This window comes from Trichormus variabilis 0441, from assembly GCF_009856605.1.
Classification (GTDB): domain Bacteria; phylum Cyanobacteriota; class Cyanobacteriia; order Cyanobacteriales; family Nostocaceae; genus Trichormus; species Trichormus variabilis.
This window is the reverse complement of the sequence record NZ_CP047243.1, coordinates 13,571-39,952: the sequence shown is the minus strand read 5'-3', so window position 1 is coordinate 39,952 and position 26,382 is coordinate 13,571. Positions and strand designations below refer to the sequence as shown.

16 protein-coding genes are annotated in these 26,382 nt (G+C 39.2%); 3 read left to right on the top strand and 13 right to left on the bottom strand.

From position 1 onward, the window contains the following. Positions 1 to 47 precede the first annotated feature (47 nt). The 9 genes from GSQ19_RS26545 to GSQ19_RS26510 all read right to left on the bottom strand — a co-directional run bounded on the left by GSQ19_RS26545 (position 48) and on the right by GSQ19_RS26510 (position 14,968). Entirely contained in the window at positions 48 to 767 is a 720-nt protein-coding gene (locus GSQ19_RS26545; protein ID WP_011316314.1) for a hypothetical protein, read from the bottom strand. 3 nt (positions 768 to 770) lie between these two features. After that, a complete protein-coding gene (locus GSQ19_RS26540) occupies positions 771 to 3,587 on the bottom strand; it encodes a type IV secretion system DNA-binding domain-containing protein (protein WP_011316313.1) in 2,817 nt (938 codons plus the stop codon). Between the two features lie 21 nt (positions 3,588 to 3,608). Beyond that, positions 3,609 to 3,908, bottom strand: a complete 300-nt coding sequence (locus tag GSQ19_RS26535) for a hypothetical protein (protein WP_011316312.1) — start codon at positions 3,906 to 3,908, stop codon at positions 3,609 to 3,611. Between the two features lie 470 nt (positions 3,909 to 4,378). Then, positions 4,379 to 6,145, bottom strand: coding sequence for a group II intron reverse transcriptase/maturase (gene ltrA / locus GSQ19_RS26530; protein WP_104010087.1), 1,767 nt, complete (start codon positions 6,143 to 6,145; stop codon positions 4,379 to 4,381). A 243-nt stretch (positions 6,146 to 6,388) separates the two neighbouring features. Further along, positions 6,389 to 6,511: a hypothetical protein gene (locus GSQ19_RS30350; RefSeq protein WP_255449114.1), complete on the bottom strand. Its 123-nt coding sequence runs from the start codon at positions 6,509 to 6,511 to the stop codon at positions 6,389 to 6,391. Positions 6,512 to 6,729: 218 nt separating this feature from the next. After that, the gene (locus GSQ19_RS26525) at positions 6,730 to 7,266 is read right to left on the bottom strand and encodes a hypothetical protein (RefSeq protein WP_011316310.1); all 537 of its coding nucleotides are present in this window, start codon (positions 7,264 to 7,266) and stop codon (positions 6,730 to 6,732) included. Positions 7,267 to 7,767: 501 nt separating this feature from the next. Then, complete coding sequence (locus GSQ19_RS26520) at positions 7,768 to 8,730, bottom strand: tyrosine-type recombinase/integrase (protein ID WP_011316309.1); 963 nt, start codon at positions 8,728 to 8,730, stop codon at positions 7,768 to 7,770. Between the two features lie 64 nt (positions 8,731 to 8,794). Further along, complete coding sequence (locus GSQ19_RS26515) at positions 8,795 to 12,478, bottom strand: plasmid replication protein, CyRepA1 family (protein ID WP_011316308.1); 3,684 nt, start codon at positions 12,476 to 12,478, stop codon at positions 8,795 to 8,797. Between the two features lie 948 nt (positions 12,479 to 13,426). Beyond that, the gene (locus GSQ19_RS26510) at positions 13,427 to 14,968 is read right to left on the bottom strand and encodes a helix-turn-helix domain-containing protein (RefSeq protein ID WP_011316307.1); all 1,542 of its coding nucleotides are present in this window, start codon (positions 14,966 to 14,968) and stop codon (positions 13,427 to 13,429) included. A 627-nt stretch (positions 14,969 to 15,595) separates the two neighbouring features. On the opposite strand from GSQ19_RS26510, the gene GSQ19_RS26505 reads away from it, so the two are divergent. Both GSQ19_RS26505 and GSQ19_RS26500 read left to right on the top strand, forming a co-directional pair. Continuing rightward, positions 15,596 to 17,458, top strand: a complete 1,863-nt coding sequence (locus GSQ19_RS26505) for a protein kinase domain-containing protein (RefSeq protein ID WP_011316306.1) — start codon at positions 15,596 to 15,598, stop codon at positions 17,456 to 17,458. A gap of 52 nt (positions 17,459 to 17,510) precedes the next feature. Continuing rightward, complete coding sequence (locus GSQ19_RS26500) at positions 17,511 to 18,488, top strand: YfgM family protein (protein WP_011316305.1); 978 nt, start codon at positions 17,511 to 17,513, stop codon at positions 18,486 to 18,488. On the opposite strand, the gene GSQ19_RS26495 is transcribed toward GSQ19_RS26500, so the two are convergent. From GSQ19_RS26495 to GSQ19_RS26480, 4 genes are all read right to left on the bottom strand, one after another. Continuing rightward, positions 18,449 to 20,653 carry a CHAT domain-containing protein gene (locus GSQ19_RS26495; RefSeq protein WP_224311978.1) on the bottom strand — a complete coding sequence of 735 codons (2,205 nt, stop codon included), beginning with the start codon at positions 20,651 to 20,653 and terminating at the stop codon, positions 18,449 to 18,451. The two genes, GSQ19_RS26500 and GSQ19_RS26495, sit on opposite strands and share 40 nt — an antisense overlap. Before the next feature lie 263 nt (positions 20,654 to 20,916). After that, a complete protein-coding gene (locus GSQ19_RS26490) occupies positions 20,917 to 23,454 on the bottom strand; it encodes a two-partner secretion domain-containing protein (protein ID WP_011316303.1) in 2,538 nt (845 codons plus the stop codon). Between the two features lie 80 nt (positions 23,455 to 23,534). After that, positions 23,535 to 24,038 carry a VOC family protein gene (locus GSQ19_RS26485; RefSeq protein ID WP_010999789.1) on the bottom strand — a complete coding sequence of 168 codons (504 nt, stop codon included), beginning with the start codon at positions 24,036 to 24,038 and terminating at the stop codon, positions 23,535 to 23,537. A gap of 599 nt (positions 24,039 to 24,637) precedes the next feature. Continuing rightward, entirely contained in the window at positions 24,638 to 24,916 is a 279-nt protein-coding gene (locus GSQ19_RS26480; protein ID WP_011316302.1) for a hypothetical protein, read from the bottom strand. A gap of 273 nt (positions 24,917 to 25,189) precedes the next feature. On the opposite strand from GSQ19_RS26480, the gene GSQ19_RS26475 reads away from it, so the two are divergent. After that, positions 25,190 to 26,119 (top strand): hypothetical protein, encoded by a 930-nt coding sequence (locus GSQ19_RS26475; protein ID WP_011316301.1) that lies wholly within the window; start codon positions 25,190 to 25,192, stop codon positions 26,117 to 26,119. Positions 26,120 to 26,382 lie beyond the last annotated feature (263 nt).

Below are 26,382 nucleotides of genomic sequence, written 5' to 3'. Positions count from 1 at the left end.
TCTCACTATGAGCGCGTTGTTCCCCCTCCTACTGTGTTCTTCCCCTTTTAATCAGCAGAAGCTGGATCTAGTCGTGCATTAAGCACTATTTCATGAACTAGAGACAATCTGCCATCTTCTTGAGAGTTCTCTTTTTTCCGCTCTGAATCAAGGTGTTCAGCTACTTGTGTCAGCATCAGGTTAGAGTAAGCATTGTCCTGTCGGGCAGATAAAGAATCAGTACGTTGCTCTGCCAGCATTGATACAATTAGCCCATTTTGAGCAGCGATCGCTTTAAGTACATTCTGAGAGGCATCCATATTCTGAGCCTCATCAGCAATACTTTTTGCTTGCTGGGCGATTTGAGCAGTAGTATCAATTTTTTCTTGGGTTTGTTGTTGTCCGTCTTTGCTAACGATGCTGGAGACAGAAGCCAGAGTTAATTGACGCTCTAGTTGTTGTGCATTCTGTTGAGCAACAGGATAAGAATAGTCATCCTTAAGTGAATCTTTCAACTGATCAGCTGAAGCAATCGGGTCAGGCGCACCCAATTGTCCGATAGAACTATCAATTGCGGCGATAGCATCTGTTTTGATTCCAGCCCAACTGATATTAATTTTTTCTTTAGCATCATCTTGGATTTTGGAAATCTCAGTTTGAAAATCTGAGACGATGGAACTAAAAAAATCGTTAATGCTAATGCCATAACTAGGTGCAGCAATAAATAAACTGCCAAAAGTAGTAGCAGCTATCGCACTAATAGTTAATTTTTTCATGATTGGTTTCATGACTTACACTACCTGCTGTGAATTTGATTTTAAAATCAACCTTTTAGCCAAGTCTGATAAATTTTCTCCCCGAATCATCCTGATGTAATCCTCACTAAACTTGACTAAACCAAGCAGAGGATTATCTTTGTATTCTTTGAGAAAAAGACTGCGTAATTCCTGCTCATTAGGATTATTAGCAACGGAGGCTAATAAACAGTAAGCCGGATAATATCTACAGAATGTGAGTTTGCCATTATCATCTAAGAGCCAATTAGAAAAAATCCCCTCCTTTTTTGGATAAAAAGCTTCTGTACTGTTGACCCTAATAATTTCGGGGGGATATTTAAAGCGAACAATAAACGGATCAACAGCCGATGATTGAATCCTGCCTACTAAGCGTGTAGTCATATTGCTAAATATCTTCTGTGCGGCTTTAGTTTGGTATATAGTCTCAGCTTCTTGAGCCGAAAGTATGACGCGAATACCAGACTTAGCACCGTTGGCACATAATCGCCCAATCAGGTCAGCGATCGCATCAAATTGAAATAAAATTGGCGCTTCATCAAGGAAGAAGATTGAAGCTTTTGAGGAAAGTGCGCGGCGTAAAGCTGCTGCATAAGCACTAAGAGCAAGTATCGCCGCATCAGCTTCACTAGATAGATTTCTCAGTGCAAACACTAACAACTTAGCATCAGTTCTAAAACTACTGGGCTGAGAAATTGATTGCCCTACCCTGGTATTTAACCAATAATTTATTCTCAGTCTAATTTGATTTAATGCTTCGCTAATCTCTTGACTATTACTAGCAATAGAATCTAATTGTATGAAAGCAGGAGAACAAAAATTATAAAAGTCTTTGAGGGTGGGAGTTTCGTTCCATTCCTTACTACCAAAGCCATTTTGTATTGCAAGTTTATAACGTAATTTAATTTCATCATCATTAAAAAACGTTTTTAATGTTAACGCAATGATTGACTCAATATTGGTGATCATTGAGGGGCTGACACCAAGCGTACTAGTGCCAATCACCATCGTCATCAGCACAGACGAGAGAAATTCCTTAAAATCGTTCAATCGTTCATTTCTCAGTTCTGCATCTAGAGAGCGTAAATCAGGAAGCTCAAAAAGATTGTTTGACTCCTTAGAAATATCGAAGTATGCCCCCTCAACACCCAGCAGATTGGTGTAATCGGTAAAAGTAGAAGTACCGTCTGGTTTAGGATAGTCTAGTGCCACTACCGGAATATCTTGTGCTAGGGCTGGGGTAAGAATACCTGCCACCAGAACAGATTTACCTGAACGAGTAGCACCAAACACAGCCAAATTTTTGTGGTTTTGGTACAAATCCAGGTGTACAGGTGTGCCACCTTCAGAGGCGATTAACTCAAATCCAGTGAGATCACCACTAGTAGTCCGAATCAATGGCATCAGCCCTGGTGCTTCTGAACTGAAGTAAGGTAGTCGGCGGTTAAACGGTTTGGTTAACAGTGGTTCCCATACCATAGGACAGCACTGCAACCATATCTTCCAGGCACACTCAATTTCCCGATCAACTACTGCCGGACGCAGAAAGTAACTTGCTAGATATCGGCAAGCCTCATCTAATTCCCTAGTGGTTTTGCGGTGAACGAGAAAAGCTACTGCTGTATATATGACAACACTACCTTTGTATATTGTCTTCTGCGCCTCTACAGCTTCCTCAATGTTCATCCCTGACTTAACATCAATATTTCCTTTCTCTGTAGATAGAGAAGTATTAGTAATTGATTGTTTAGTAATGCGTTGCAAGTTGGTTTTAGAGATAGTTTGATTAGCTTTAGTTAGCTGACAAATTATCTCGGTATCAGAAATACTATCTCTAGAAATTAGTTCCCAAAGATATCTTAACTGTGCTTGTTCGTCATACCACCCCCCAGGTTTTTGGCTAAAGTTCAATGCGCCAATATATTTATTTTGTATCTTGACCCATTTCCTATCAAAGAACGGCACAGATTGCTCATTCTCTAGCATTAAATGACGGATATGGAAGTCACTTGTTTGAGTTTCCACTAGTCCATCTGAGTCAATTTTTAAAGGATTAGGAATGGGCGGAGGAGCAGAGTGATTAAATTGCTGCCAAATGACTGACCAGATTTCTTCGGGGCTTAAAGCTCTAATTCCTAACTTCATCTTGTTGCCAAGAATAGCTGACCACTGCAAAAATCCATCATTAAATGAATTTTGCAGAATGCTTTCTATCCTTGTATTATTTATGGCATGAATTTCACCTGTAAAACTAAACCAGCCCTTCTCTAATTTTCTAATAATAGATTCGATAAAATCACTCTTCCGTTCATCGTCAGCCACTACAGTATAAGTACACCATAGTCTGAGAAACTTGTTCTTCCTAATCCCGCTTTGTGTTAGTTCTTTAGTTCTTAATCTCTCACTACGAATCAATAATTTTAATTGGTCGATAGAGCAATTAGATTCTAAGGTTGATAGTTCTTGTTGTCTGTTGTAATCGGAAGTAAATGAACCTAAATGTATTGTTAAGCTTTCGCCTTCTGGTATTTCTTTTAGTCCAGCTTCTATCCCCTCAAAAATAGCTAACATTTGCTCTGTTGGTAAGTTCGGATGAATACCCAAGCAATCAAAGCCGAATTTAATTTGAATACTTTCACCCTTTTTCAGAATTAATGCTCCTATACCTTGTCGCCCTCCCAAGCTAAGATCACATATTCCCGCCAAGTGAATAATATCTTCAAAAGGAGTGAGCATTTTGACAACACTAATCTGCTCATTTTCTAACTTACCTTTCCCTAATTTATCTTTAACTTTTTTAGAAGATTTTGGCATAACTTTATTAATAGCTGAAATTTAAGGTTCTTCAGAATTGCGAATTGGTTTGTGTCTCATATATCCCCGACTAATTCGCGGAGTGCTAACAAATTTGCCAAAGAAATCTTTATTTGTAGATATCGTCCACCAAGATGCCCATCCCCATGCGATCGCCAATCCAGTAGCTAACCAACTTGCTTTAAGTAAATAATTGAACAGGAAGACATTTCCTACTGCTATCAATGTCCAAGGAAATATTTGGTCGGCGGGAAATGGCCCTAATCTTGGTCTTTCTCCTAAAATTCTGTTAACCGTGCGAAAAGAGCGTTGTTGTGACATCTTGACCTTTTTTTAATTCAAAATGCAAAATTCTGTTAGGAAGAATAAAAATAATTTTGAATTGGAGCGTAAAGCCTGCGGCATAGCTTCTCCTGTCGGAGAGGCTGCGCCGACGCTTAACACGTAGCGTCTGTCTTCGACACGCTTCCGCGAACGTAGAGCAGCGACTTGACTCAAAAAAGTTATTAAATAGAGACTTAATCCGGGCTGATGGGGAGAAAATATACATAAAAATCCTCCCCTTTTCTTGTACTAAGGTGTAGTTGTTCCTACAATTAATGTAGTAATTAAATCGCCACAAAAAACAGCCAAAACTATAATTAATGGAGTTCTTGCTAGCGACTGGATGAAGTCGATAAAGAAATCACTTTCTTTAACTCTTCTACAGAACTGGACGTGAGAGTTTCCCCTCATCCAGCTCCTCAACAAATTGGCTTCTTTCATAAGTACCGCTTTTGACTCAGAGATATTTAAAAGGGATGAGCCTCTAGATAATCCTGTGTTAAAACTGAACGTGAGATTGACCCATCTGTAACAGTTTTAGTATCGTGACAATGGCGGTGGAGTAATTGGAGGTTGTTGTAAGAGTTTTTCCCTTTTCTAGATTTAGGAATAACATGGTCAACTTCCATCAAATCTCCATCACGGAAAAAGAGTCCGCAATGAGCGCATTTACCTTGTTGCTCTTTTAATAAAGTTGCAACTGTTGTAGGCGCTTCTGGGTGATGACCCATTCTGCAACTCCAGTAAACCCAATCTCCATCGTAGGGACTGCGATTATCTTTCACTTTGACGTGTCTGATAATTTTGGTATCACTGTGCTTAATAAGCTGATGACCATCAGGTGTACTAAAACACCATTTATTTGTTTGAGCTACTCTCCAGTATTTGTTAGCAATTTCGTGCTTACTACTGTGAGTACATCTATTAGTAGCCCAAGCACGCAGTTTTTGATAAGTTAAAAAGTCCGCTTTTGAAAAAGCTCTGCTACTGACACCGATAGAATAAAAGTTTGCCCACCCTTTGATCACAGGATTTAATTTACTGATGAGAGTTTCTTGTGGAGAGAGAGCATGGGTGTCAATTATTCGGGCGATGTGAAGCAAATGCTGTTTCAACTTATCCTTGCTTGGAGTAATCAGGGTTTTAAATCCAAGTAACTGACCATACGAATTTTTGGCACTTAGGTAGTTTCCTACGGGATATTGCCTAATATGAAATCCGAGAAAGTCAAAACCCAATTTTCCTTCATAAGATTGGAAAGTATGAGTTAAAGATGTTTTACTTGGTTTTAACTCTAGTCCGATGCCTTTTAACCAATCAGCAATTAGAGTTTGACATTTTTGAACTATGGAGAGGTCTTCATGGATGACCACAAAGTCATCTGCATATCTGATTAAGGCTGGTGGTCGAATTGTCCGCTTCTTACCATTAATTTTGCGGTCTATTCGCGGAAATGCCATCTTAATCTGATTTTCTAACCCATGTAAGGCAATATTTGCCAGCAAAGGAGATATAACGCCTCCTTGTGGTGTCCCTTCCAGGTTAGGAAATAAACTATCTCCATCTAACACCCCAGCCCTGAGCCATGCTTTGATTTGACGGCGTAGGCTGGGAAATGTGTTCAGTTTTGTCAATAATGCTTCATGGTTGATGCGTTCAAAGCACTTGCAAATATCAGCATCTAGCACATACTTTGCCTTTTGCTTGATATTAAGATAAATTGCACTAATTGCATCATGCACCGAACGCCCTGGTCGAAAGCCATAAGAATTAGGTTCAAAACGTGCTTCCCATTCGGGTTCTAGTGCCATTTTGACTAAGGCTTGCAATGCACGGTCATACATTGTGGGAATACCCAGAGGTCTTTTTTCTTGGGTTAGAGGCTTTGGTATCCAGACTCTTCGCACAGCATTTGCTTTGGAAGAGAGTTTGAGACGTTTAACCAGTTGCAAACGTTGGTGGGGTGTTAATAGTTTGACACCATCTACCCCAGCCGTCTTTTTCCCTTGATTATCCTGAGTTACCTTTCTGACCGCAATACATTTTGCTGACCAGGACTTGAGTAGGGTTTTCTGAAGCTGGCGAACTGTAGTGACATCTTCACGATTCGCGGCTTGGTATATTCTTTTTTGCAGCTTGTAAACTCGACGTTCCAGCTTCTTCCAGGGAATGGACTGCCATTGAATGGTCGGGTCAATTCGGGGTTTGTGCGGTTTGTCTTGTTCTGATTCCATCCTGAACTGTGGTTCGGCTTTAGACATATTACTGCTAGTGGAGACTATACCTTCCAAAATGTCGTGTGTCTGTCTGCATATCCCAGGCATTACTCTGGGCTTTGGCTTTTGACACATTCCCTTCCATTTATGGCTTGTGGGTGGTTCCCTACTTGAGTGCTAAAAACTCAAGAGCGCATAGATGGATTACTTCGTTCCGAATGACCATTGATTGAACCTTTAGAGTGACGCTCTCCACCGGGTTTAGAGGGAAGTGCTGACTGGTCGAGACTGGAATCGCCAGTTCCCTATTTCCTTGCCTTTTGGCTTGGGCTGATTAGCCGTCGTTGCCCATCCGACGTAACGATGGTTCAATCGCGTCTTCACATATAGTTACTCATGGGTTCTTGCTAGACAGGTTGCTGAGTACGGCTCTCAGAAGTCTGCCCTTCTTCCCCGCTTTACTCGTTTGATAACCAGTCTCCCGAATAGGGGAAGTGCTTTTACCGTTGCACTTACGGAGTAGGACTTTCACCTACATGATCATTCAGTTGTCATGGTTTTAAACCAAGCTAACTATCCCCCAGTATTTCTACTGGTTTCAGTTAAACGAATCGCACCCAATCTTCATCATTTCGGGCTGCTTGAATGATGCGAACTAAACTAATACCAACATATAAAAGGAATAACCCTCTTAATACATTGAAAAATAAATTAATAACTGTTTCTATTTGGTTTCCAGCACCTCCACCTCCTGCACGGCTAAAAGCGGTTTTCATCCAAGTTTGAGCGCCATTAAAAAACTGAGCATTAGCTGGAGCAGATGCAAAATCTAGCACACAAACCACTGCTAACAATGCAAACAAAACAGCATAGAGGTTAACTCCATACTTTCGCTGTATTTTGTCAAAATTAGTGAATAACGCTTGAGACTGTTTCGGCAAGGCAATGATCATAGCCGCACCAATCATAAATCCACCCATCAATATATTGTGGACGGACATCTCTGCAATCATCAGCACACCAGTCACTCCCATGAGTGCAAGTGTCCTTTTTTTCGCTTTTTCATCCTTAGAGCCAGGGGGAAGTGTTACGGTTGCTGAAGTGGAAAAACTTTCGGGATATGGGTAGTTTGTACGCATCTCGTTCTCCTGAACGATTTGTTTGAGGGATACGCACATTGTTAAATAAGTCAATTTCAAGAGTGAGACACTTTAGTACTAAAAAAAATAGCACGAAAGTACTAGTATAATATTGCTAACATTTGACTTCTAAGTAGCTAAAAAACAAATACAGTATCAGCAAGCTTTTTGATTGGTATACAATCTCTGCCATCGTTTATCAGTATAAATATTTTTGTGATTAGTTCAGTAAGATAAAAATAAGGGCATTGACTTTTGTCTTGTTTTATGGTGAGACACAACCCAATTAGCTTTAAACGTCCATTAATTTTAAAGAAATATTATCGTTGAGCTTGGCTTTGAGATAACAGTCGGTAATGGCTAAACTGCTGTGTCCTAGCGTTTTTTTGACTAAAGTTGGATTCGTCCCCCGCTCAATGGCGTGAGTGACGTGTGCGTGACACAGCCAATGGTACTTAAGTGCAATTTGGTTGTTAATTGCAAAAGCTAAAAGATTGTCAATTACAAATTGCTTTGACGAGGAGTGTAAGGGATACTTAAGTTTTCCACAGCAAGACGTTTAGTTTCTTCCCCGCGACGGTCATACTTGGACGTGGTTGCAGGCGAGGCGTGTCCGGCTAATTTCTGAACAGTGACAATATCTGTACCAGAATCTAACAAGTCTGAGCAAAACGTCCGGCGAAAATCATGAGGGGAAAAGGACTCTACCCCTGATTCGCTGGCGCGTTTACGTACAATTAGCAGTACCGCCTGTGGGGTCATCCTCCTTAGTTGTACTTGTCCGCCTTTGCGAATCGGACATAACAGCGCTCCTGTTTTGCGACCTCTTACCCGTAGCCAATCTTCTACCAATGCCATTGCCGCCGTTGGCAGATATACTGTGCGGTCTTTATCTCCTTTACCTTGTCGAATTTCCAAAGCGCCGTTACTGCTCAAGTCTCTCAACTCCAAATTCACCACCTCTGCCCGTCTTACCCCAGCACCGCGCAGTATGGCAATCAAAGCTGCGTCTCTGACACCGCACGGTGTGGGGTCACAAAGACATACCTCTATCAGTGCGGCAATTTCTGCCGATGTTAACGCTCTACCTCTGAGTTTTCTTTTGACTTTTACATTTTTGAAATCTACAGCCTTGGCGTAATCCGTAGCATCCATTAATTCCAGTCGCAGTGCTTCTTTGAGTACGCGACGCAATGCACACAGCATTTTATTCGTTGTCGCTGGGGCGTATTTCTGCATTAAGGCAGTACGAATCGCCGCCGTGTGCTGATAGCGCAAAGCTGCCCAATTGAGCGTATAAGCATCACACTCCCCATTGGAAATTAGTCGGGCGATCGCATTGAGCGCTTGTTCGATGGTGAGTCTCGACCCTAGTGCCAGCCCAGCCAAGTAGACGGCTGCCGGGTGAAGGGTCACTGGCGGCGGAGTAGTCAAAAGCAAGGATTGGACTCTTGGGCGAGACATTTACTTATCAGAAATGTAATTCTCATAAGTAATTTTCTCGCAGAAGGAGACAAGGCGATCATGCTTATGCCTCCATCGGCAACACATCTTCACTTAGCAGCGAGTACAATTCCGGCACAGACGTTTCGAGCGATCGCACCTCAGCCTCTGCGATCGCTTCCCACTCCAGCACGACCATCCACCGCAAGTCAGCACCCCAACGTCGGAGAATGCCTTTGACTGCTTCTAGTCCTTGAGAAATACCAGAACGCAGCATTTCCACGCAGTGAAGTACGGTGGTTCTATCAATCAGTGAATCCTCATCTATCCCCTGATTCTCTAACTCGGAGGCTGTAGTCTCCCCCTCCTGATAAGGGGAATTTCCTATACCATTTATGGGGGGGGTGAATACCGAAGAGGCAGAGGCGCAGGGGGCAGGGGGCAGGGGGAAAGAGATTGCACCTTTGTTGCAACTATTTGATTCTAAGTCTTGAGTGTTAGAGATGAAATTCTCCCCCATGCTCCCCGCTCCCTGCCCCCATGCCTCTTGTTGTGCTTGATTTTCGGCTCTTTTGGCTTGCCTGTGACCAATCACTTGTAATGCAAAATCTAATTCTTTCTTGGCAAGAGAGAACAGTTTCACCTGTTGACCCCGTGGCCCCTGCTTGCGATAAGTCAGCTTCAGTCCCAGTTGGTCAAGCAAGATTCCCAGCAACCAAATCGGTTTGGGGTCAGGCGGGACAGTAAAGCCAAGGATGGCTTTGATGTGGGCAGCGCAATCAACGGCGATCGCCGACATATTCAATAGCTGTTGGTCGTCCGCCGTAACTTCCTCAAGAGCGACAAGTCGAGTCAGGATGTGGTGCAGCCCCAGGTTAAAACGTGCCAGCCAACGCGCCGAATAATTGCCCCAGTCCATACAGAATGGTAATTTGTCTCGTTCGGCTCTATCTTTATTGGTGACAAGATCAGGTGGTATAGGGTACTGTTTACCGTTATCATCAATGGTTTCGCTTGGTGGTGAAAGGATGGCTTCGAGGGCAGCGATCGCTCCAACCAACCGACCACCGTTATCTTGCTCAACAAGTTCTGGCGTAACTTCCATACCGTAGGAATCATGGATGCGGAACTTCTCACACTCGTAGACTTCTTCGGGTGAGAGGTAATCCTTGCTTTGACGAGCGCGATACTCACTTTTGGAAATGTTGTTGGCCTTGGCGACGGCATGATGATGAGCAGTATCGAGAGCGTCCGCCGCAGTTTTGAGTAATTCCCAAGCTGGGGCATCAAGCTCGTCACCCACTGGTACAATTTGATTGCCCATCTGCTTCAACAATTCGCGTAAGTCGGTGCGTAAGTTATTAATCGACTGATGACGAGCAGATTTGATTTTGCAGTAAGCCTCAAGCGCCCAGTCTTTTTCAGCCCCGCGCTTACCTGTTTCTCGGTCAATCCGCAGTAAGAAAGCCGTAATCTCGTTAGTTTGTAGCAGCCGTTCTTTAATCTTAGTCGGGTTAGTGTCGAGGTATCCAAATGGGGGTTTAGGGGCCACCCAAACGTGAAGCGGGACTTTTGGGCGATACCTCCAAAGCTGTTGAGCGCATTCGGTGGCTGTCTGCGAAACTCCGTGAAATACACCAAACACTGCATCAAAGTGATACTGCGAGATGTCAACCCCAGTCCCCAGGCTGGGAGAAGTGAGGAGGATATCTATATTCTTGATGGCGTTGGTGATGTCTTTGATGAAGGCTACATTTTCCTCGCTGCCTGAATTATCAGAATGAATTGACCAAACTCGTAAATTGCTTCGGCTTTGAGGTGGTGGAGAATTAGATATTGGGTTAATGTCAACCCCAGGACTCGCATCGGACTGTACCACAGTTTGTAAAGTCAATAGTGACTTTTCAAGTTTCTTAATAAATCGTTTAGAGTCAGAAACCACCATAACTTTCTGTCCAGTCATCACCGCCGCAGATATTTTGGCCACCAAGGCTGAGGAATTATCTCCCTCATACCAGTAGATAGTGCGATCGCCGTTTTGCCATTGGTTTTCCACAACATATGGTTGTTCACCAACAGGGCGCATGGCGCGAAAAAAGTCGATGGTAATATCATCTAAATGCGCGTCAGCAATGATGACTAAAGGGCAATTGTAGACAATATACTGTAGAACCTCTAAAATTTCTGCACGATGTTCTTTGCAAGTCTTACTTAGTAATAGGTGGGTGAGATACTGGCAAGCCTCATCGATGAAGACGCACCCATAGGTTAGGGCTTCGGTATTTAATTTATAAAGGCTATCAATGGTAATGGACAGGGCAATAGCCTTAGCCATTCCTACATGACCAACTTCAGAATACATGAGAGTTTTCAAGCGCTGGGCTAAATTTTTGAGTAAATTGACCCGATGCCCATTGTTGAGAAATCGTTGGGTGGGGTAAATCTCGCGCCACCAAGCCATCAACTCGGTTTTGCCTGTTCCCATACCGCTTTTCAAACCAACTAATCCTGATTTTGGTAACAGTAATCTCCGGTTTTTACCAACAGGAGCGTTAATTTGAGTTTCGGTTGGTGTGACCTTTCGAGGTAATATTTGCGGTTGTATATTCGGTGTTGGTGGGAAAAACTCTAGTAATAGTTGTTGTGTATCATCTTCATAAACAATATTATTTTGTTCTAACTGGACGATACTTTCTACTGGTGGCTGCGGTGCGTCGGTTAGTTCATCCTCAACTACAAGTGCTTGGGTTAGGTAGCGTTCATTCACAACCAAATCTGGTTTGTACTTCCTTAGCCCGCGATGCTTGACGAAAAATGATTGCTGATAATCTTTAAGAGAAAGCGCATCATGAGCGATCGCGGTTAGCAGTGCATTGGCATCTTCACCTCGCGCCACCACGAAATCATCCACACCTTTCTCTGGCCCTGGCAATTGAATTATCTCGCACACACATCCTGCCGCTTCAATCGCTTTGCCCGTGCGAACTGTTGCCTGATAAACTGACCAACGGGTTTTTAGCTTTGTCTCGTAGTCGAACAAAATTTGAAACTTCCGCCCCGGCTGCGCTAGTGGTAGCAAGTCTGGATGTAGTCTCTCGTCGAAATCCCTACGTCCTACCCGTCCGTTCCAAATACCGGGGAGTGCGATCGCTACAAATCCCAGTGACAATAAACAAGCGGCCTTCTTCTCACCCTCGCAAAGTATGACGGGAATTTGCGGGTTAGCGATTACCCATTCCCAGAATATCAGTGCGCGGAGTTTATCTTGTAATCGGCGGGAGAGGGATGAGTGATATCGCTTGATGTTATAACGTTTAGCTACCAACCCCCAAATATAATCCGGTACATCAAAGTAAGTTACTCGGTTGGCAACTTTCGGCGGCGATTCGTACTTAACTGGCTTGCCTTTTTCCCAATCCATGCGGGGGTTGGAGGGTTTGAATCGTCCCCACTCCATCGGTTGCCAGTTACGCTGCGGGTCTAGTCCCGATATCCACATTCCTCCCGCTAGTAGGTGCAGATATGCTTTTAAGAATCCATCTGTCACCCGACCCGCATTTTTACGCGGAATCTCAGGAGAAGTGAACAGGTATTCGTAAACTGTTTCACCTTCAATATGTGAAAAGTTACGCTCAATCAGTGATGGATGAATGGCGCTGCCCACCGCTAGCTCGTGGTACTCGGCGGCGGTGAGATTATTGGGGTATTCAATTTCTTTTGACAGCAATTGATCCCCAATACCCGACTGTGGGTATTGGTTATTTTTCACGGTAGATTCCTCCGATAACTTGGTTTTCAAGTCTCAGAGAGAGTTGATTTCAATTCGCTGCTTTTCGCCTTGGGGTGTTAGCCTCGTTCCATTGGCGCAGCCTCTTTCTGCGACACACTACGCAAACGTAGAGAAGCTCTAAATTGCGTAGCAAGAACCCGTAGGGCGTTGCGAATTGATGATGCTGCTTTACAAAAATTTACTAAAAAAAATATAAAATTTTTCACCAATTCGCCAAAAAAAGGTCAGCAAAACCTGTCCTTACCTTCCCCTTTTTAGCTATAATTGGCAAAGCAAAGCAGCGTGGCATCTTTTTGACAAGTCAGTGGAATGCAAGTCGCCAAACTTTAAACCCCACTTTCATTGTCAGTCCGAGATCAACCTCGCTCTGAAGTTATTCAATTGTCCGGATTCCAGGCAAAGCTCTACTCCTTAGTAGGTTTTGCCTACATTTTTATGTGTTCTCTGCTTTTCTCCTATTTACGTAATATTGACAAGCTTGATCTTACAAAACTTCGGGTCTTTTCGCATCTGGTAAAGGCTGATTCTTTAGTAAATTACCTCCTGTTGTGTTAACTTTGATAAAATTACCCTATTGAGTAAGGGTTTTTCTTTTCTTAAGCCAACCCTGGTAGATTAACATGATGTAGGGATTGACGCGGGAAAACTTATTGATTAGGTTCATTCAACACGAACCTATAATTACTTAACTAATGATTTGAAGAGCAAGCGCCATCAAATGCTTTTGATAATTGCCCTTTGAGTTCGTCAGTAGTACATAAGCAATGAACTGTAATGTGCTGCCATCTAGTGTATAGAAGTGCATCTGTAAGAGTTTAACAAAGTGTAGGGGTTTAAGTCCCCGGCTTCTATCAAGCCGCAAGTGTTGTGGCGGGGTTTAAATCCCCGTTAAAACACGTAATTGCGAATTGCGAATTGCGAATTGATTTAATGAGCATGAGTATTTTTTTGAGTGGTGGTGGAATAGGGGGTGAACTGCTCAGAGGGATGTACTAAACCTGCTGGATCTGTATTAATATATTTTTTAACGACTGGTTGCAGAGTAAAAGTAATTTCTTTAGTAGTATTATCTTTTCCACTTTCAATTAATGATAATCTTTCAAGTTTTTCTAAATCTGTTATCAATTCTGATGTTGACACTGGTAAATTAGGGAGTTGTCTTAATCGGGTTAATAATTTAGCAAAACTGATTGGCTGAGATGTTAAGACTAAATCCTCGGTTATGCAGATCATAATCCGGCGTTGAAGATCACTTAAGACCTGACCGAACATTTCATTAAGCATCGTCTGAAGTTGAAGGCTAATAAGAGTAGTTTTATTCTCTAGAAACTTTAGAGTGCTACCACTAAAGAAACGTTCAATTCGGCTAACTACATTTTTTAACTCTAAAGGGTTTCCCCAATAAGTATTGATTAGAGATTGATAATTTTCTTCCTGTTGTAATCCTAAATCTGATAAAAGTTGTGTCGCTGCATCTATATCTAGTCCATTAACTTTAAAAACCTTAATAGTAGATGGATTATTTTTGATGAGAATGTTTAACTCATCAGGTAAAATTCGAGTAGTTAAAAGTAAGCAACTAGGAGAAGCTTCATCAATTAAACGATTTAAAAAAATGCTATATTCGAGACGTTCTGTAAAATTACTTCTTTGAAACAAAGCTTCAAAACCATCAAGCACTAGCAAACAGGGACAAGATTGCAATTGTTGAATTAATATTGAAATCAAGTTATGTGTAGAACTAGATAAGGGTAACTCAGGAATTAAAGATGGTTGAATCAGAGCAATTAGCTCATGCGTTAACTCTGGAAGTGAAGGAATATGAGATAGTGATTTCCAAATTAAAGCATCAAATTGCCGTCGAGGTTTCTTGCTTAATTCTACTATTAATTTAGTCGCTAAGGAGGATTTTCCGACTCCAGCTACCCCTACAAGTGTTATGCAACGATGCTTAAAAATCAATTCTTTAAGAAGGTTGAGTTCATGTATTCGTCCATAAAAGTTAGATATTTCGGGTAGTTGCCCTCTAATGATTAAAGATGAATTATCACTAGAGGATAAAGTTAGATATGGCTCAAAAGGAGATTGGATATGATACTTTTGGTTAAGTTCTTCTAATATTTGCCGCAGTTTTTTCTTTCCTACCCGATCGCCATTGCCAATAGTTTCAGAAAGAGTATCCCATAACAGAGGAGCTACACACCTCTGCAAATAGTTCACAGTATAATTTGAGTTGTGGGCGATCTCCTCATAATCTAAATTATTGAGCGCTCCCCGCATCACAACTAGTTCAGCGTCAGTTAAATATTTGCCTCTTTTGGCAAACACCAAGTCATTTACCACTACTAAAGAGAACTCAAAAGCCTCCGGCACGGAAAATAAGGAATTATGAAAATTTTGTTTTCCCAAAGTGCTAGAACAAGAGTCCGGCAAATGACTAGTTTCATTGGAGTCAGTAAGTATACTCATAGAGTGCCTTTGACATACAAGTACTGGTGTTAGGCGTAGCTCAACTTGACAATAATCATACTAGATTTTTCGGAATATGTTCCCGTGAAGTTGAAAAGTATGGTGATATTTGGCTGATTTTATGAAGAGAAATTTCCTACTATCTCAACCATCAAATATTACTCTGAAAAAAGAATAATAAGTAATGTAGAGGAAGTAAAAAAGAAAAATATTGGTTTTACATAGACTACCGACAATAATGCTGAAAATTTATTCTATACCGACAAATAAATAAATGATTAGTTTTTGTTTATAAAAACCTTGACTTGTATTAGATATTAAAATCAAAGAAATTTAGCAAGACCATACTTTAGGAAAAGTATGGTGGGTACTAAAAAGCTTAAAGTCTTGCTATATCTAGATTATGAGTCATAAAAATTGCTATTTTACTCCATACTTTAAGAGTAATATACGAAAATTTAACCTTAACAATGTAAAAAATAGCGTAGATTGAGAGAGATACAGAAACTATCTATACTCAAGAGCTTTGCACATAAAGTAAAATGCTAAATCTGTATCTAGAATTATATTGAGGATGAGATACAAAACTTTATATTTAATCGGAAAAGTTATTAAAGACTGGACAAAATGTCAGTTTATTGCATAAACCCCCTATGTGAACAACGAAAAAATCCGGACAATGCAGAAGTCTGTCTTGCCTGTGGGACTCCACTTATAATTAATAATCGCATCCGTCTACTAAAACCATTAAGAGAATTAAGCTTCGATCCCCAGAACTACTTTGAGGTGTTTGAAGTGGAGGATAGGCGGACTCAAGAGTATCCTGTTCATCAACGGCGAGTGATGAAAGTTTTAAAATGGAACTCTTCTAAATATAGAGAATTGATTGAGCAAGAATTTCTAACTTTACAGTTAATTAAGTATCCAAACATACCTAAATGTAACATAAATGATTTTTTTACATTCACGCCGCATAATAGTCCACTAGAGTTACGTTGTTTGTTGATGGATAAAATTGAAGGCAAGAATTTAGATGATTGGATAAAGAGCCACGATAAGATTACACAAAATCTTGCTTGGGAATGGACTAAACAATTAGTAGAAATTCTTGATGTAATACATCATAATGAGTTTTTTCATAGAGATATAAAACCAGCTAACATCATTCTGCAACCAAATGGACAATTAGCATTAGTTGATTTTGGGACGGCTCGGCGAATTACAGATACTTACTTAGCGAAAATTAGTGCCAGTGGAGGAACAGATACAACTATAGGGAACTACGAAGTTACAACTGTAATTTCGCCTTTATACAGTCCATTAGAACAAATTAACGGTAGAGCAGTGCCTCAGTCGGATTTTTATGCACTAGGTCGAACTATTGTCCGTTTGGTTACTGGGGTGTCCTTGTTGCAATTACCAACTGATAAAAAAACGGGCAAACTAATCTGGAGAAATAAAGCGCCTCAAATTGATAAGCCTTTTGCTGATTTTTTGGATGAGTTAATGTCACCTCTACCGGGAAAACGTCCACAAAGCACTAAAATTATTTTAGAAAGATTAGAAAATCTGCCTTGGCATTCTCAAGTTCATCGAATAATTAGTTCACATATATTTAAAATTAGTATAGTTAGTATATTTTTATTAGTTAGTTTAGCCTCATACATATTTTTACAACCTGTAATAGCAGAAAGTTTTTTAAACCAAGGAAAGAAAGCTTTAGAACAGAATCAGCTTGATGAGGCTCAAAACAAATTTCAGCAAGCAGTTAAAATAAAACCTGATATAGCAAAACAAGTATCAAATTTTTATCTGGAGCAAGGGATTAGACGTGATATTTCTCCCCAAAGAGCTAGACAATATTATGAGTTATCTATTAAATACAATCCTCAGAATGGTAGCGCGTATAATAATTTAGCGTTAATATGTCAGCAACTACAAGACATTGAATGTGTAAATAACAGTTATAAAGAGGTTTTTAAACTCAAACCGAATAAATGGGAATCTCATTATGGATTAGGTAGTTTCTATGACGAATTGGGCAAATATGATTTAGCAGAACAACAATATAATCTAGCTATAAAAAGTAGTGATCTAGCATTAGATGCTGTAAGTAATTTAGCACGAATAAAGGTTATACAGGGACAATATGAAGCTGCTATTAATATAGCCAATAAGGGATTACAAAAAGCTGAAGAACCTGAATTAAAAGCAGCACTATATAAAACTATAGGTTGGGCGAAGTATGAAGAAAAGAAGTATGCAGAAGCTGAAAAAAATTTAGAAAAAGCCCAAAGTTTAGATTTACAAAGAGTAGATACATACTGCCTGTTAGCCAAAACACAAGAGGCTCTAGGAAAGTTTGAAAGTGCTAGAGTTTGGTGGGAACCATGTTTGCTAATAAGTACAAATTTGCCTGAAGTAGTACAGTGGCGAGTAGAAATATTGCAAAGAATCCAACTTCCAAGAAATTATGAGACTAAAAAATAATTTTTTTTGATAAAACCATCTAAATTTTTTTTAAACGTTTTGTTATAAAATTATGAAAATAAAGAATTTTAATTTATTCTCATTAATTACATTGCTAACTTTATTCTTCAGCAATCACGAAAGTTGGGGACAAACTATTTTAAAACAGGATAGTAATCATTGTACTAAACCAATCGGGCGAATTGTTGAAGCAGGTAAAGGAAGATTAATTTGTCAAAATGAAAAAATCACTTTAGAAAATGAATCTTTATTTATATGTTACTCCGACCCAAAAATGCTGAAGCTGCAACCAGGAGTTTACATAATAGATTCAATATGCAAAGGAACTCAGGCAAGCCGGAAATGTACTTTACTAACTACAGATGTTTGTCCAAATCGTAAAGGGCCAAATCGAAGAGAAAATGCACCTAATATTATTCAGCCTTACGGTAAAATGTTAATCAACCGTCGTCCTTTGATATCCTGGACTGCTGTACCAGGAGCAACCAGTTACATTGTAGAAGTTTCTGGTGGAGGAGTGAAGTGGCAAAAGCAAGTAGTTGGCACAACACTATCTTACCCTCAAGACCAACAAGAATTGTCCTATGGCAGTGCAAATAAAATTATAGTGATTGCAAATAAAGGTGACACCCCCATAATTGATGCTACTTTGGTAGTGCATCTGTTGTCTGAGCAATCATCTCAACAAATTAATCAAGCTGCTGAAACCATTCAAAGTTTGGGATTATCTGCTGATGAAACAGCCTACATTGACTTAGATGCAATCTATATGTCCCAGAGACTGCTCAACGAGACCATCAAGACATTAGAGACACGAGTTGTTGCAGGCAGTTTTAATCCTAGCCTTTACCGCATCTTAGGCGATCGCTATGTAGAGGCATGGATGCCTCAAGAAGCAAAAACTGCATATATAAAAGCACTCCAACTAGCTAGATTTCAAAAAAACCCTGGTGAAGTGAAGTTGGTACAAGAGCGTTTATCAGCTTTAGTTCAAAGCCAACTACCAACCAGAACAAATCCTGCCCAGTAGTAAGGGTGTTGATATTGAGGATGAGAAAGTAAGCTTATTTGAGCTTGTCGCAGTGCTTCAGCTTTAGAGAGGTTGTTATTTAAACCTTTATAGAATTGTTCAACAAGCATAGCTGTAGATTCGGCATCTACTAACCACAAGGAAGCGAGTGTAGTTCTTGCGCCAGCCTGTGCTGCTACCCCAGCGATACCTAAAGTAGAGCGTTTGTTACCTTTAGCAGTTTGGCAAGCGCTGAGAACTAATAACTCAATAGGGTCTTGGTTATTTTGAACTTTTAACCAGCCATCAAATTCTTGAATGTTAATGGGTTTGTCCCAAGCTAAAAGTACTGTTTGTTCAGGGTCAGAACTAAACTGGCCGTGAGTAGTAACATGAACAATAGGAAATTTAGCCGTTTTCAATTCTTGTTGAAAATTGTCACTAGTAAATTGTTCATTTAGTAACTTAATTGATCCTCTAGTCTGTTGTTTAACATCAACTACTTCTTTTTCTACTTCTGGTAAAGGTTTTAATCCTGGAGGGGCGTTTTTTGAATGAAAACTAGGACTAGATTGAGAAAGCCCAGCAATGAGAGCATTTAGCTGTTCTTTGAGCAAAGCTTTGGGTGGTCGGATTCGAGAACCTAATGTGGTTGTAATACTATAATTTTTAAACAAGTAATCTCTCCCATCGTGAAGTAGACTCATCGGAATACTTTGGAAAGAATTATCAAGAGTAAAAAGCAGTGTTCCAGATGATGGTAAATATTTTTTAATGGGTGCAATTAGTTCTTGATACAATATCTGCGAATGAGTAATAATTACAGATTTCTCGATATCAGCAAATTCTTCATCTTGTAAAGTATTTAAAAAATCTTCAAGATTAGTTCTGATGTTTTTGGCATTGACTGAGTGGTGATGTAATGATTGATTTGGTGAGCGAACAATTACTTCTATACTGTCACCCAAGTCTATAATATTAATTACTGTCGGCTTATTTTTTAGATTAGCAATACTATTTATAGGTATAAATTCCAGCTTGCCACATTTTAAGTAATTTTCTAACTCTGCCAATTGCAGTTGTTCGTAAACTTGAATTGCTTTATCTAGTTGAAGATGAGAACTGCTAATTAGTAAGCGTATATAATCTCGATAGATAGGTTCGACTTTTTCATAAAATGAAAATTGTAAATCTAAATTATTTGTGGAAAGGTTATCTCTAACTTTAGTTAAATTTTCAATAGCTGCTTCATAAAATGTAATAGCTTTTTGATTCTTTCTTTGTTGTTTATACAATTTACCTAATTGTTGTTGCCATCTATAGGCAATGTCCCAGGCTTGGATCGATTGAGCTATACTTAGCGCTTCACTTAAATAAGTATGAGCTTTTTCTGGCTGTAGCTCTCCTAAAATACCACTACTATACGAGATTAATCTTTTATTATTTATACTATTGGCTTTTTGTAAACTTGCTAATGTATATTTTATAGCTAATGAATTTAGTGTTTTATCAGGAATTTGATTCAAACTTTTAGCAAAATTTAATTGAGAATAAATCGATTCATTTATTGGGACTTCTTCAAACAGATAAGAATTATTTAATAAAACATTGACTGTCTCTTGAACTTGCTGCTCATTTTTTAGGGAAGGGTTTTGAGATTTAGTATTATTTAGCCACTGCTTATAATCTAATAACAAGCTTAACTTTTGTACGAGTGACTGTAACTTGATAGAAGAAGTTATATTCTTCTGGCTAAGAATTTGTTGATATATCTCAATCGCTTCTAATGCTTTTTGTTGGCTTAAGTTGGATATCTTTTGGCGGAATGCGGGTTCTTCTACTTGCAGATATTTATCTTTGAAGAATTTATAAGCATAAAATTTAGTATTGCCTAAGCTTAATAATACTGAACTAGTATTGAAACTAGGCTGTTCTTCAGAGAGCATAAGAGTTTTGCTGAATACTGCTTCTGATTCAGTAAGTTTTCCTAATTTACGCAGTGCATTACCTAAATTTTGTAATGCCAACAAATCAAGTGATGAGACTGTTTTTTTGTCAAATAGCTCTAATAGTTTTGTAGTTTCATTCGGTGGTGTCGGAGAGGTACAAATTCCAGAGGCAGAATTTAGTTTCAATGCCTCTATCAGTACATTGCAAGCACGAGGGGTTAAACCTAATGTTTGCAATGCGATACTTTGATTGATCAGACTGCCTTTTATTCCCTGTTCATCTTGAAGCCGTCGATAAATTTGCGTTGCTTGCTGCCAAGACTGTAATGCTTGTGATGCCTGTCCTTGATTTAACTGTTTTTGTCCTTGTTGGATCAGTGATTGCGCTTGCTGTAATTTTTCAGCATTCGCTTGAGCCATCAATGATGTTGGCTCACTGATAGCTAACAAACAACTTACTGCCACTATGAGCAGGTACTTGAGCAATTGTTGATTTTTCATCAGACCTTGGGTTTTGGTTGATAATTACAAGAACTTGCAGATTGATTTGCATTGGCACTTACCCGATTTGCTTGGGCAGTTAATGTGATTGAGCCATCTGAATTTCTTACCCATCCTTGCACTTCTATGATTTCATTATCTACTGTTGGTTCGATGTAAGAGATGTTCTCAGTCGAGTTTGCTTGCCAAGTAGATTCAACATCGGGTAATTGTTCTGAACTTGCTGGTAATCCTCCTGTACCAGTCATGATAAATTCATTATTTCCTTTTGTATTTGACCTTCCTTGGCAGGTGGAAACAATCTGCGGTGACTCTTGAAATCCCTGTGATTTAACTGGAGTTTGGGCTAAAAAGACATTTGCATTGATGTCAACTGTTCCGTCAATACCTCTTTGTGATTTGGAGTTTACTTGAGTATTAGGTGAAAGAAAAACGCCTTGACCATTAATTTGAATATTGCCACCTCTACCCTCGAAGGCATTAGCTACGATTTGGTTATTGTTTGAACCTACCAAAATGCCTGTGTTAATTCTAATGTTACCGCCGTTGCCCATGCCTCCAGCCGTTGTTGTAATCCTGCTATTATTTAAAAATAAATTTCTAGAATTGAGAATAATATTGCCACCTTCTCCAATCGTAGTGGTGGCGTTAACTTCTCCTTGAGAGTTAATGTTTATTGTGTTCGCACTAATCCTAATATTTCCTGCATCATTGACACCTTCATTTCTCGCATTAATCAGCCCACCATTACTTATATTTATAGTATTTGTATTTAAAAATATATTGCCTGCCTGACCAATAAGTAAAGGAGGTTGTCGATACAATAATTTTTGCAAATTCGGATCGATTAAAAGAAAATTTGATGAATTAATAAAACTTGGTGAGTTTGAATTAAGATTCGTACCTACTACATTTATTGAATTACTTGAGTTAATGGAAATATTACCAGCCTTTCCCGCAGATAGTGTGCTACTACTTATACCTCCTCCGTTGCTAATAATTAAATTTAAAGTGTTTATGTCTATGTTACCACCATTGCCATAACCAAAAGTGGATGACGTAATATTACTAGGACGTAATAATGCTGATTGTCCTGATATATCTATGTTTTGACTCTTGATAAAAACATTTCCGCCTTGCCCACTACGAATAGTGCTAGACCCTAATGAAGCTCCACCATCTTTAATGACAAGATTTTCCAATTCTAAAAATAAATTTCCTCCTGCACCTGAACCAGATGCAACAGTATTTAAAACTCCATCTAGCCCTATGATTATATTATTAATTTTACCTGCAATATCTCCACCCTTTCCAGAACTATAACTGAAAGTATTGATTCCACCTAAGCCATCAGGATTAGCATAAGAAGGGGTGTCACCGGAAATTTTTAAAGAATTTGAATTAATAGTGATTAATCCACTAGGGGCATTAGTAAAAGTAGTAGTTGCTATTTGTCCACCTTGAATTGTTACATCTTTTACGTCAAGTTGAATAGACTCGCCAGGAGTAGAGCCAAAATTGCTTGTATATATTGCACTTAAAGCTAGATTAGATGATCCTTGAATATTTAGAGATTGAGCATCAATTTTAACAGCACCAGTTTTAAAGCCATGATTTTGTGTAAATACTAATGAACCATCTAAAATGTTAATATTTTTACCTTGAATATCAATAGTATTACCTGTGCCTGCATTACTATTAATGAATAATAATGAATTTTTTGTTAGAATTATATTCCTAAATGTATTAACATTATTGAAATCAAAATCTATATCATTGTCCTGCTGCTCTAATCCAACGTATCCATCTAGTACACTGCCAATCTGGAGTTTTCCATTTCTGGTGCTTAGTATCCCCCCTTCAAGTGAAACATTTCCGCCTATTAAGGAAATATTGTTTCCTGGTTGTACTTGTAATCCAGAAAATCTACTAGCGTCTATAGGAGTAATAAAATCAAAATTCCTATTAGCAATTCTATTTATATTATGACCGCTACCTTGAAGTCTAATCTCTCCAGAATTACCTATAAAAACTAACCCTACAGGAACGCTAACTTTTAACAAAGGGTCAAGCTGATTGCGATTAGCACTAAAATCTATATTGTTAGAAAACTTAATATTATTTGCTGTAGTAGCCAAAAAAGAACCACCAATATTTAATCTAGCACTATTACCAAAAAAAAATCCGTTGGGGTTGAGAATAAATAAATTAGCTTGACCATTGTTTCGGATTGTTCCATTAATATTAGAAATAGAATTGCCAGTTACTCTGCTAATAATATTTTGTATAATAGAAGCGTTATTAAAATATGCAGTGTCTCCATAATTAATTGAAAAATCTTTAAAGCTATGAAATAAATTCCCTCCTAATTGAGTGCCGCCCTCAATAAATATTGTATTACCTTGGACATTTACGGCACTATTATTTTGTGAGCTATTATCAGCATTTATTTGAGCTTGACACAATGGAATGAAAGTTGTGAAAATTGTAATTAAAAAAGATATTTCTGTAAATAAAATAGTAAATTTGCTATTCATATTAAAAAATTAATAAGCTACTAGAAAAGTAGAGTATAGTAAAATATCTATACTCTGCTCCTATATTTATCATTTGCTATTCATTTAAGAAATATGGCTTCCTTTTCTTTCAACTCAGCAGGTAATGTGTCGAGAGACTGTAAATTTGCTGCAAATTCTAGTAGTATCCCGTTTGGATCAAAAAAGTAGAAAGAAGACATGGGTACATCTGTATGATGCAATACTGGCGTTGTTTGTACTCCTTTTGATACAAGCTTTTCTTTGTACTCTTCTAATTTTTCTAATGGCACATGAAAGGCTACATGATTCATAGAACCATGAGCAGTTATGATATCGCCTGTCAAAAAAGCCTCTGGACGAACGGATGAGATACCAGGTACAGATTCAGGAGCTTTAGTTGACCAAAAAAAAGCTAAAGTATTATTATTTCCAATATCAATAAAAAAGTGTTTACCACCAGATGGTAAATCAATATTTTTGATTAACTTGAGTCCAAGAGTAATAGTATAAAAATCTATAGTTTCTTGAAAGTCTCTACAAACTAATGCTAGATGATTAATGCCTTTCAGTTCAAATTCTTTCATGACACTATTTATGTTCCTAGAAAAAATAAAAATGGGTTTGTAAAATAGGTTTTAATACAGATTACTAAAAACCTATCTAAGAATTTTGCATATTATGAACAATTTAGCAAGCAACTATCTTGATTTTCTACTGAGAATTGAAAAATCTCATCCTAATAGATATTTATATACATTAATTACGCTGCCAAATTAATATTACATCTATCTATAGATAGGGAAAAATATAAAATTATCTGAATAATAAGCAAAGATTTCGCTCTATATATTATGTTTATACTTATCGAAGTAAAATCATCTCTTGCTTAAAAGTACTGTTAAATATTACTGTGCATATAAGACAGATGTGTAAAGTATCTTTCAGATAGTAAGTTGTTCGTTTTAGGAAGTGATGTCTTAAGTAGAAAAAGAAAATTAATGAACAGTTTTCTTCAATTGCTGTAGAGTATGTATGCACAAGAAGTTAATAGTCTTGTCAACTTAGATAATAATCTGTATACAAATTACCGAAAGATAGAGACGATAAGCGATCAGCTACGCTGGGCGCTTGCGCCATCGCATCTCTAGCGCATACTCAAGCGATCGCATAACGCCCTGTACAATCAATCACAGAAACCATCAACCCGCAGATCGCGCCAGATGTCAGAGACTTGCCAGCCGGAGTTGCCTACAGATTGCACTAGAGGGGAATCGTAGACTGGAAGATGAGGAGGAAGATACTCTGGGGCAGGGATATCTACATCTATTTGTGGCTGTAGTGGCTGCTCAATGATAGGTGTGTTAGCAGCAAAGGCATCAGATTGAGTTACTGGTTCTTGTAGTGGCTGAGGATCAGTAGATTTTTTGAGAATGCGTAACTCAGATTTTTTGATAGGTTTCATATTTGGGAATGAGAAGAATCTTTTTAAGGTTGAATGTAAAAGAGAAATCAAAATGCCTCATCTAGAATGAGTGATTTCCTCTGACTTTAGCAAGTAGTGAAAACAAGCTAATTGGTTCGGGTGATTAAATCTGCTGTTGACCAAAAGTGTAAATATATAAGGATATGGAAAACCCCAAGACTCTCGTGAGGCTGGGGGTACATTGTAAAACACTGCTTCTATGATGACACAACTCAATACCCACTTAACCACCTACAGTTTGGAGGTGGGAGCATGAGCCAACCTACCTCCAAGCGCCGAAAAAACACTCCTACAACTACCGATAAACCAAAGCCAGCACTAAAGCCAGCACAAGAGGCGGAAAATCCTAGCGCAGTCACTGTTGATATAGAGGCGGTCGAAGTGCCAGAGATGACCGAGGAGGAACAGCGCGATCGCCTGAACTTGGAGCGCAAGGTAGAGAGAGCGTTTGTGGAAGCGGGGAAAGCGTTAATGGAATTGCGCGATCGCCGGCTGTATCGAAATACGCACAAAACATTTGAGGAATATTGCCGCGATCGCTTTGGATATAGCCGTGATGCTGCATACTTGAAGATGTCAGCGACGAATGTATATGAGAATATTCAGAAACATTTGCCGACCAATGGTCGGCAGATACCAATGCCGACCAATGAGCGCCAATTGCGTTCTTTGGCTAAGGCCGAGTTAGAACCGAAAGTTCAGGCTAAAGTATGGCGGCAAGCAGTCCAAGAAGCGAAAGGTAAAACCCCATCTGGTCGAATAGTTCAGGATGTTATAGACCGGATACGCGATCGCACTTCTGTACCCAATCCCTACCAAGTAGGTGAAATTTGCGTCCTGCATCCTAAAGACAACCCCGACTTGAGGGGCAAAAGTGGCTACTGGGGTGTAGTAACTCATGTAGGTGAGTATAGTTGCACAGTCAAGTGCTGGGATGGCGACTATACAGCCAAAGTTGAGCATTTGAAATCTCTGGAATTACTAGAAGATGATTGTAAATTCATGCAGCAGCTATGCGAAAGACTGCGGCGGTTGCATGAGGTAGCCGTGCGGGATGAGGCAGTAGATTGGCTGTTGCAAGGATTGGGGAAACAGTCTAAACCGTATTTGTCTGCATTGCAGGCGAAGCTGTTGGCGGCGGTGGAAAAGGAGTATAACTTGATTTGGAGGCAACAGAAGTGATGCAGCAATGCTACAAATTAAAAGTAGTAGGAATAGCGGATTGAAATGGTCGGAGGTCGCGTTATTTTAAAAAACTCTAATTCCTTTCGTGAGCGAAAAGCTATTTAATCAACAATTAGAGTCGGGCTGCGAAGCTTGCCAAGCAACTGATGTAATCATCTACACCCCGCTAACAAACTGGGCGTATCACATGGTAGACACGAATATTTATAAGTTGGCAACTAAATTATTAAACTAAGAGTCTTATTCATTATGTAATTCAC

Excerpts from the sequence above, each read along its gene's own strand:
- GSQ19_RS26545 (WP_011316314.1), bottom strand. The coding sequence starts at position 767 with ATGAAACCAATCATGAAAAAATTAACTATTAGTGCGATAGCTGCTACT.
- GSQ19_RS26540 (WP_011316313.1), bottom strand. The coding sequence starts at position 3,587 with ATGCCAAAATCTTCTAAAAAAGTTAAAGATAAATTAGGGAAAGGTAAG.
- GSQ19_RS26535 (WP_011316312.1), bottom strand. The coding sequence starts at position 3,908 with ATGTCACAACAACGCTCTTTTCGCACGGTTAACAGAATTTTAGGAGAA.
- ltrA (WP_104010087.1), bottom strand. The coding sequence starts at position 6,145 with ATGGAATCAGAACAAGACAAACCGCACAAACCCCGAATTGACCCGACC.
- GSQ19_RS26525 (WP_011316310.1), bottom strand. The coding sequence starts at position 7,266 with ATGCGTACAAACTACCCATATCCCGAAAGTTTTTCCACTTCAGCAACC.
- GSQ19_RS26520 (WP_011316309.1), bottom strand. The coding sequence starts at position 8,730 with ATGTCTCGCCCAAGAGTCCAATCCTTGCTTTTGACTACTCCGCCGCCA.
- GSQ19_RS26510 (WP_011316307.1), bottom strand. The coding sequence starts at position 14,968 with ATGAGTATACTTACTGACTCCAATGAAACTAGTCATTTGCCGGACTCT.
- GSQ19_RS26505 (WP_011316306.1), top strand. The coding sequence starts at position 15,596 with ATGTCAGTTTATTGCATAAACCCCCTATGTGAACAACGAAAAAATCCG.
- GSQ19_RS26500 (WP_011316305.1), top strand. The coding sequence starts at position 17,511 with ATGAAAATAAAGAATTTTAATTTATTCTCATTAATTACATTGCTAACT.
- GSQ19_RS26490 (WP_011316303.1), bottom strand. The coding sequence starts at position 23,454 with ATGAATAGCAAATTTACTATTTTATTTACAGAAATATCTTTTTTAATT.
- GSQ19_RS26485 (WP_010999789.1), bottom strand. The coding sequence starts at position 24,038 with ATGAAAGAATTTGAACTGAAAGGCATTAATCATCTAGCATTAGTTTGT.
- GSQ19_RS26480 (WP_011316302.1), bottom strand. The coding sequence starts at position 24,916 with ATGAAACCTATCAAAAAATCTGAGTTACGCATTCTCAAAAAATCTACT.
- GSQ19_RS26475 (WP_011316301.1), top strand. The coding sequence starts at position 25,190 with ATGAGCCAACCTACCTCCAAGCGCCGAAAAAACACTCCTACAACTACC.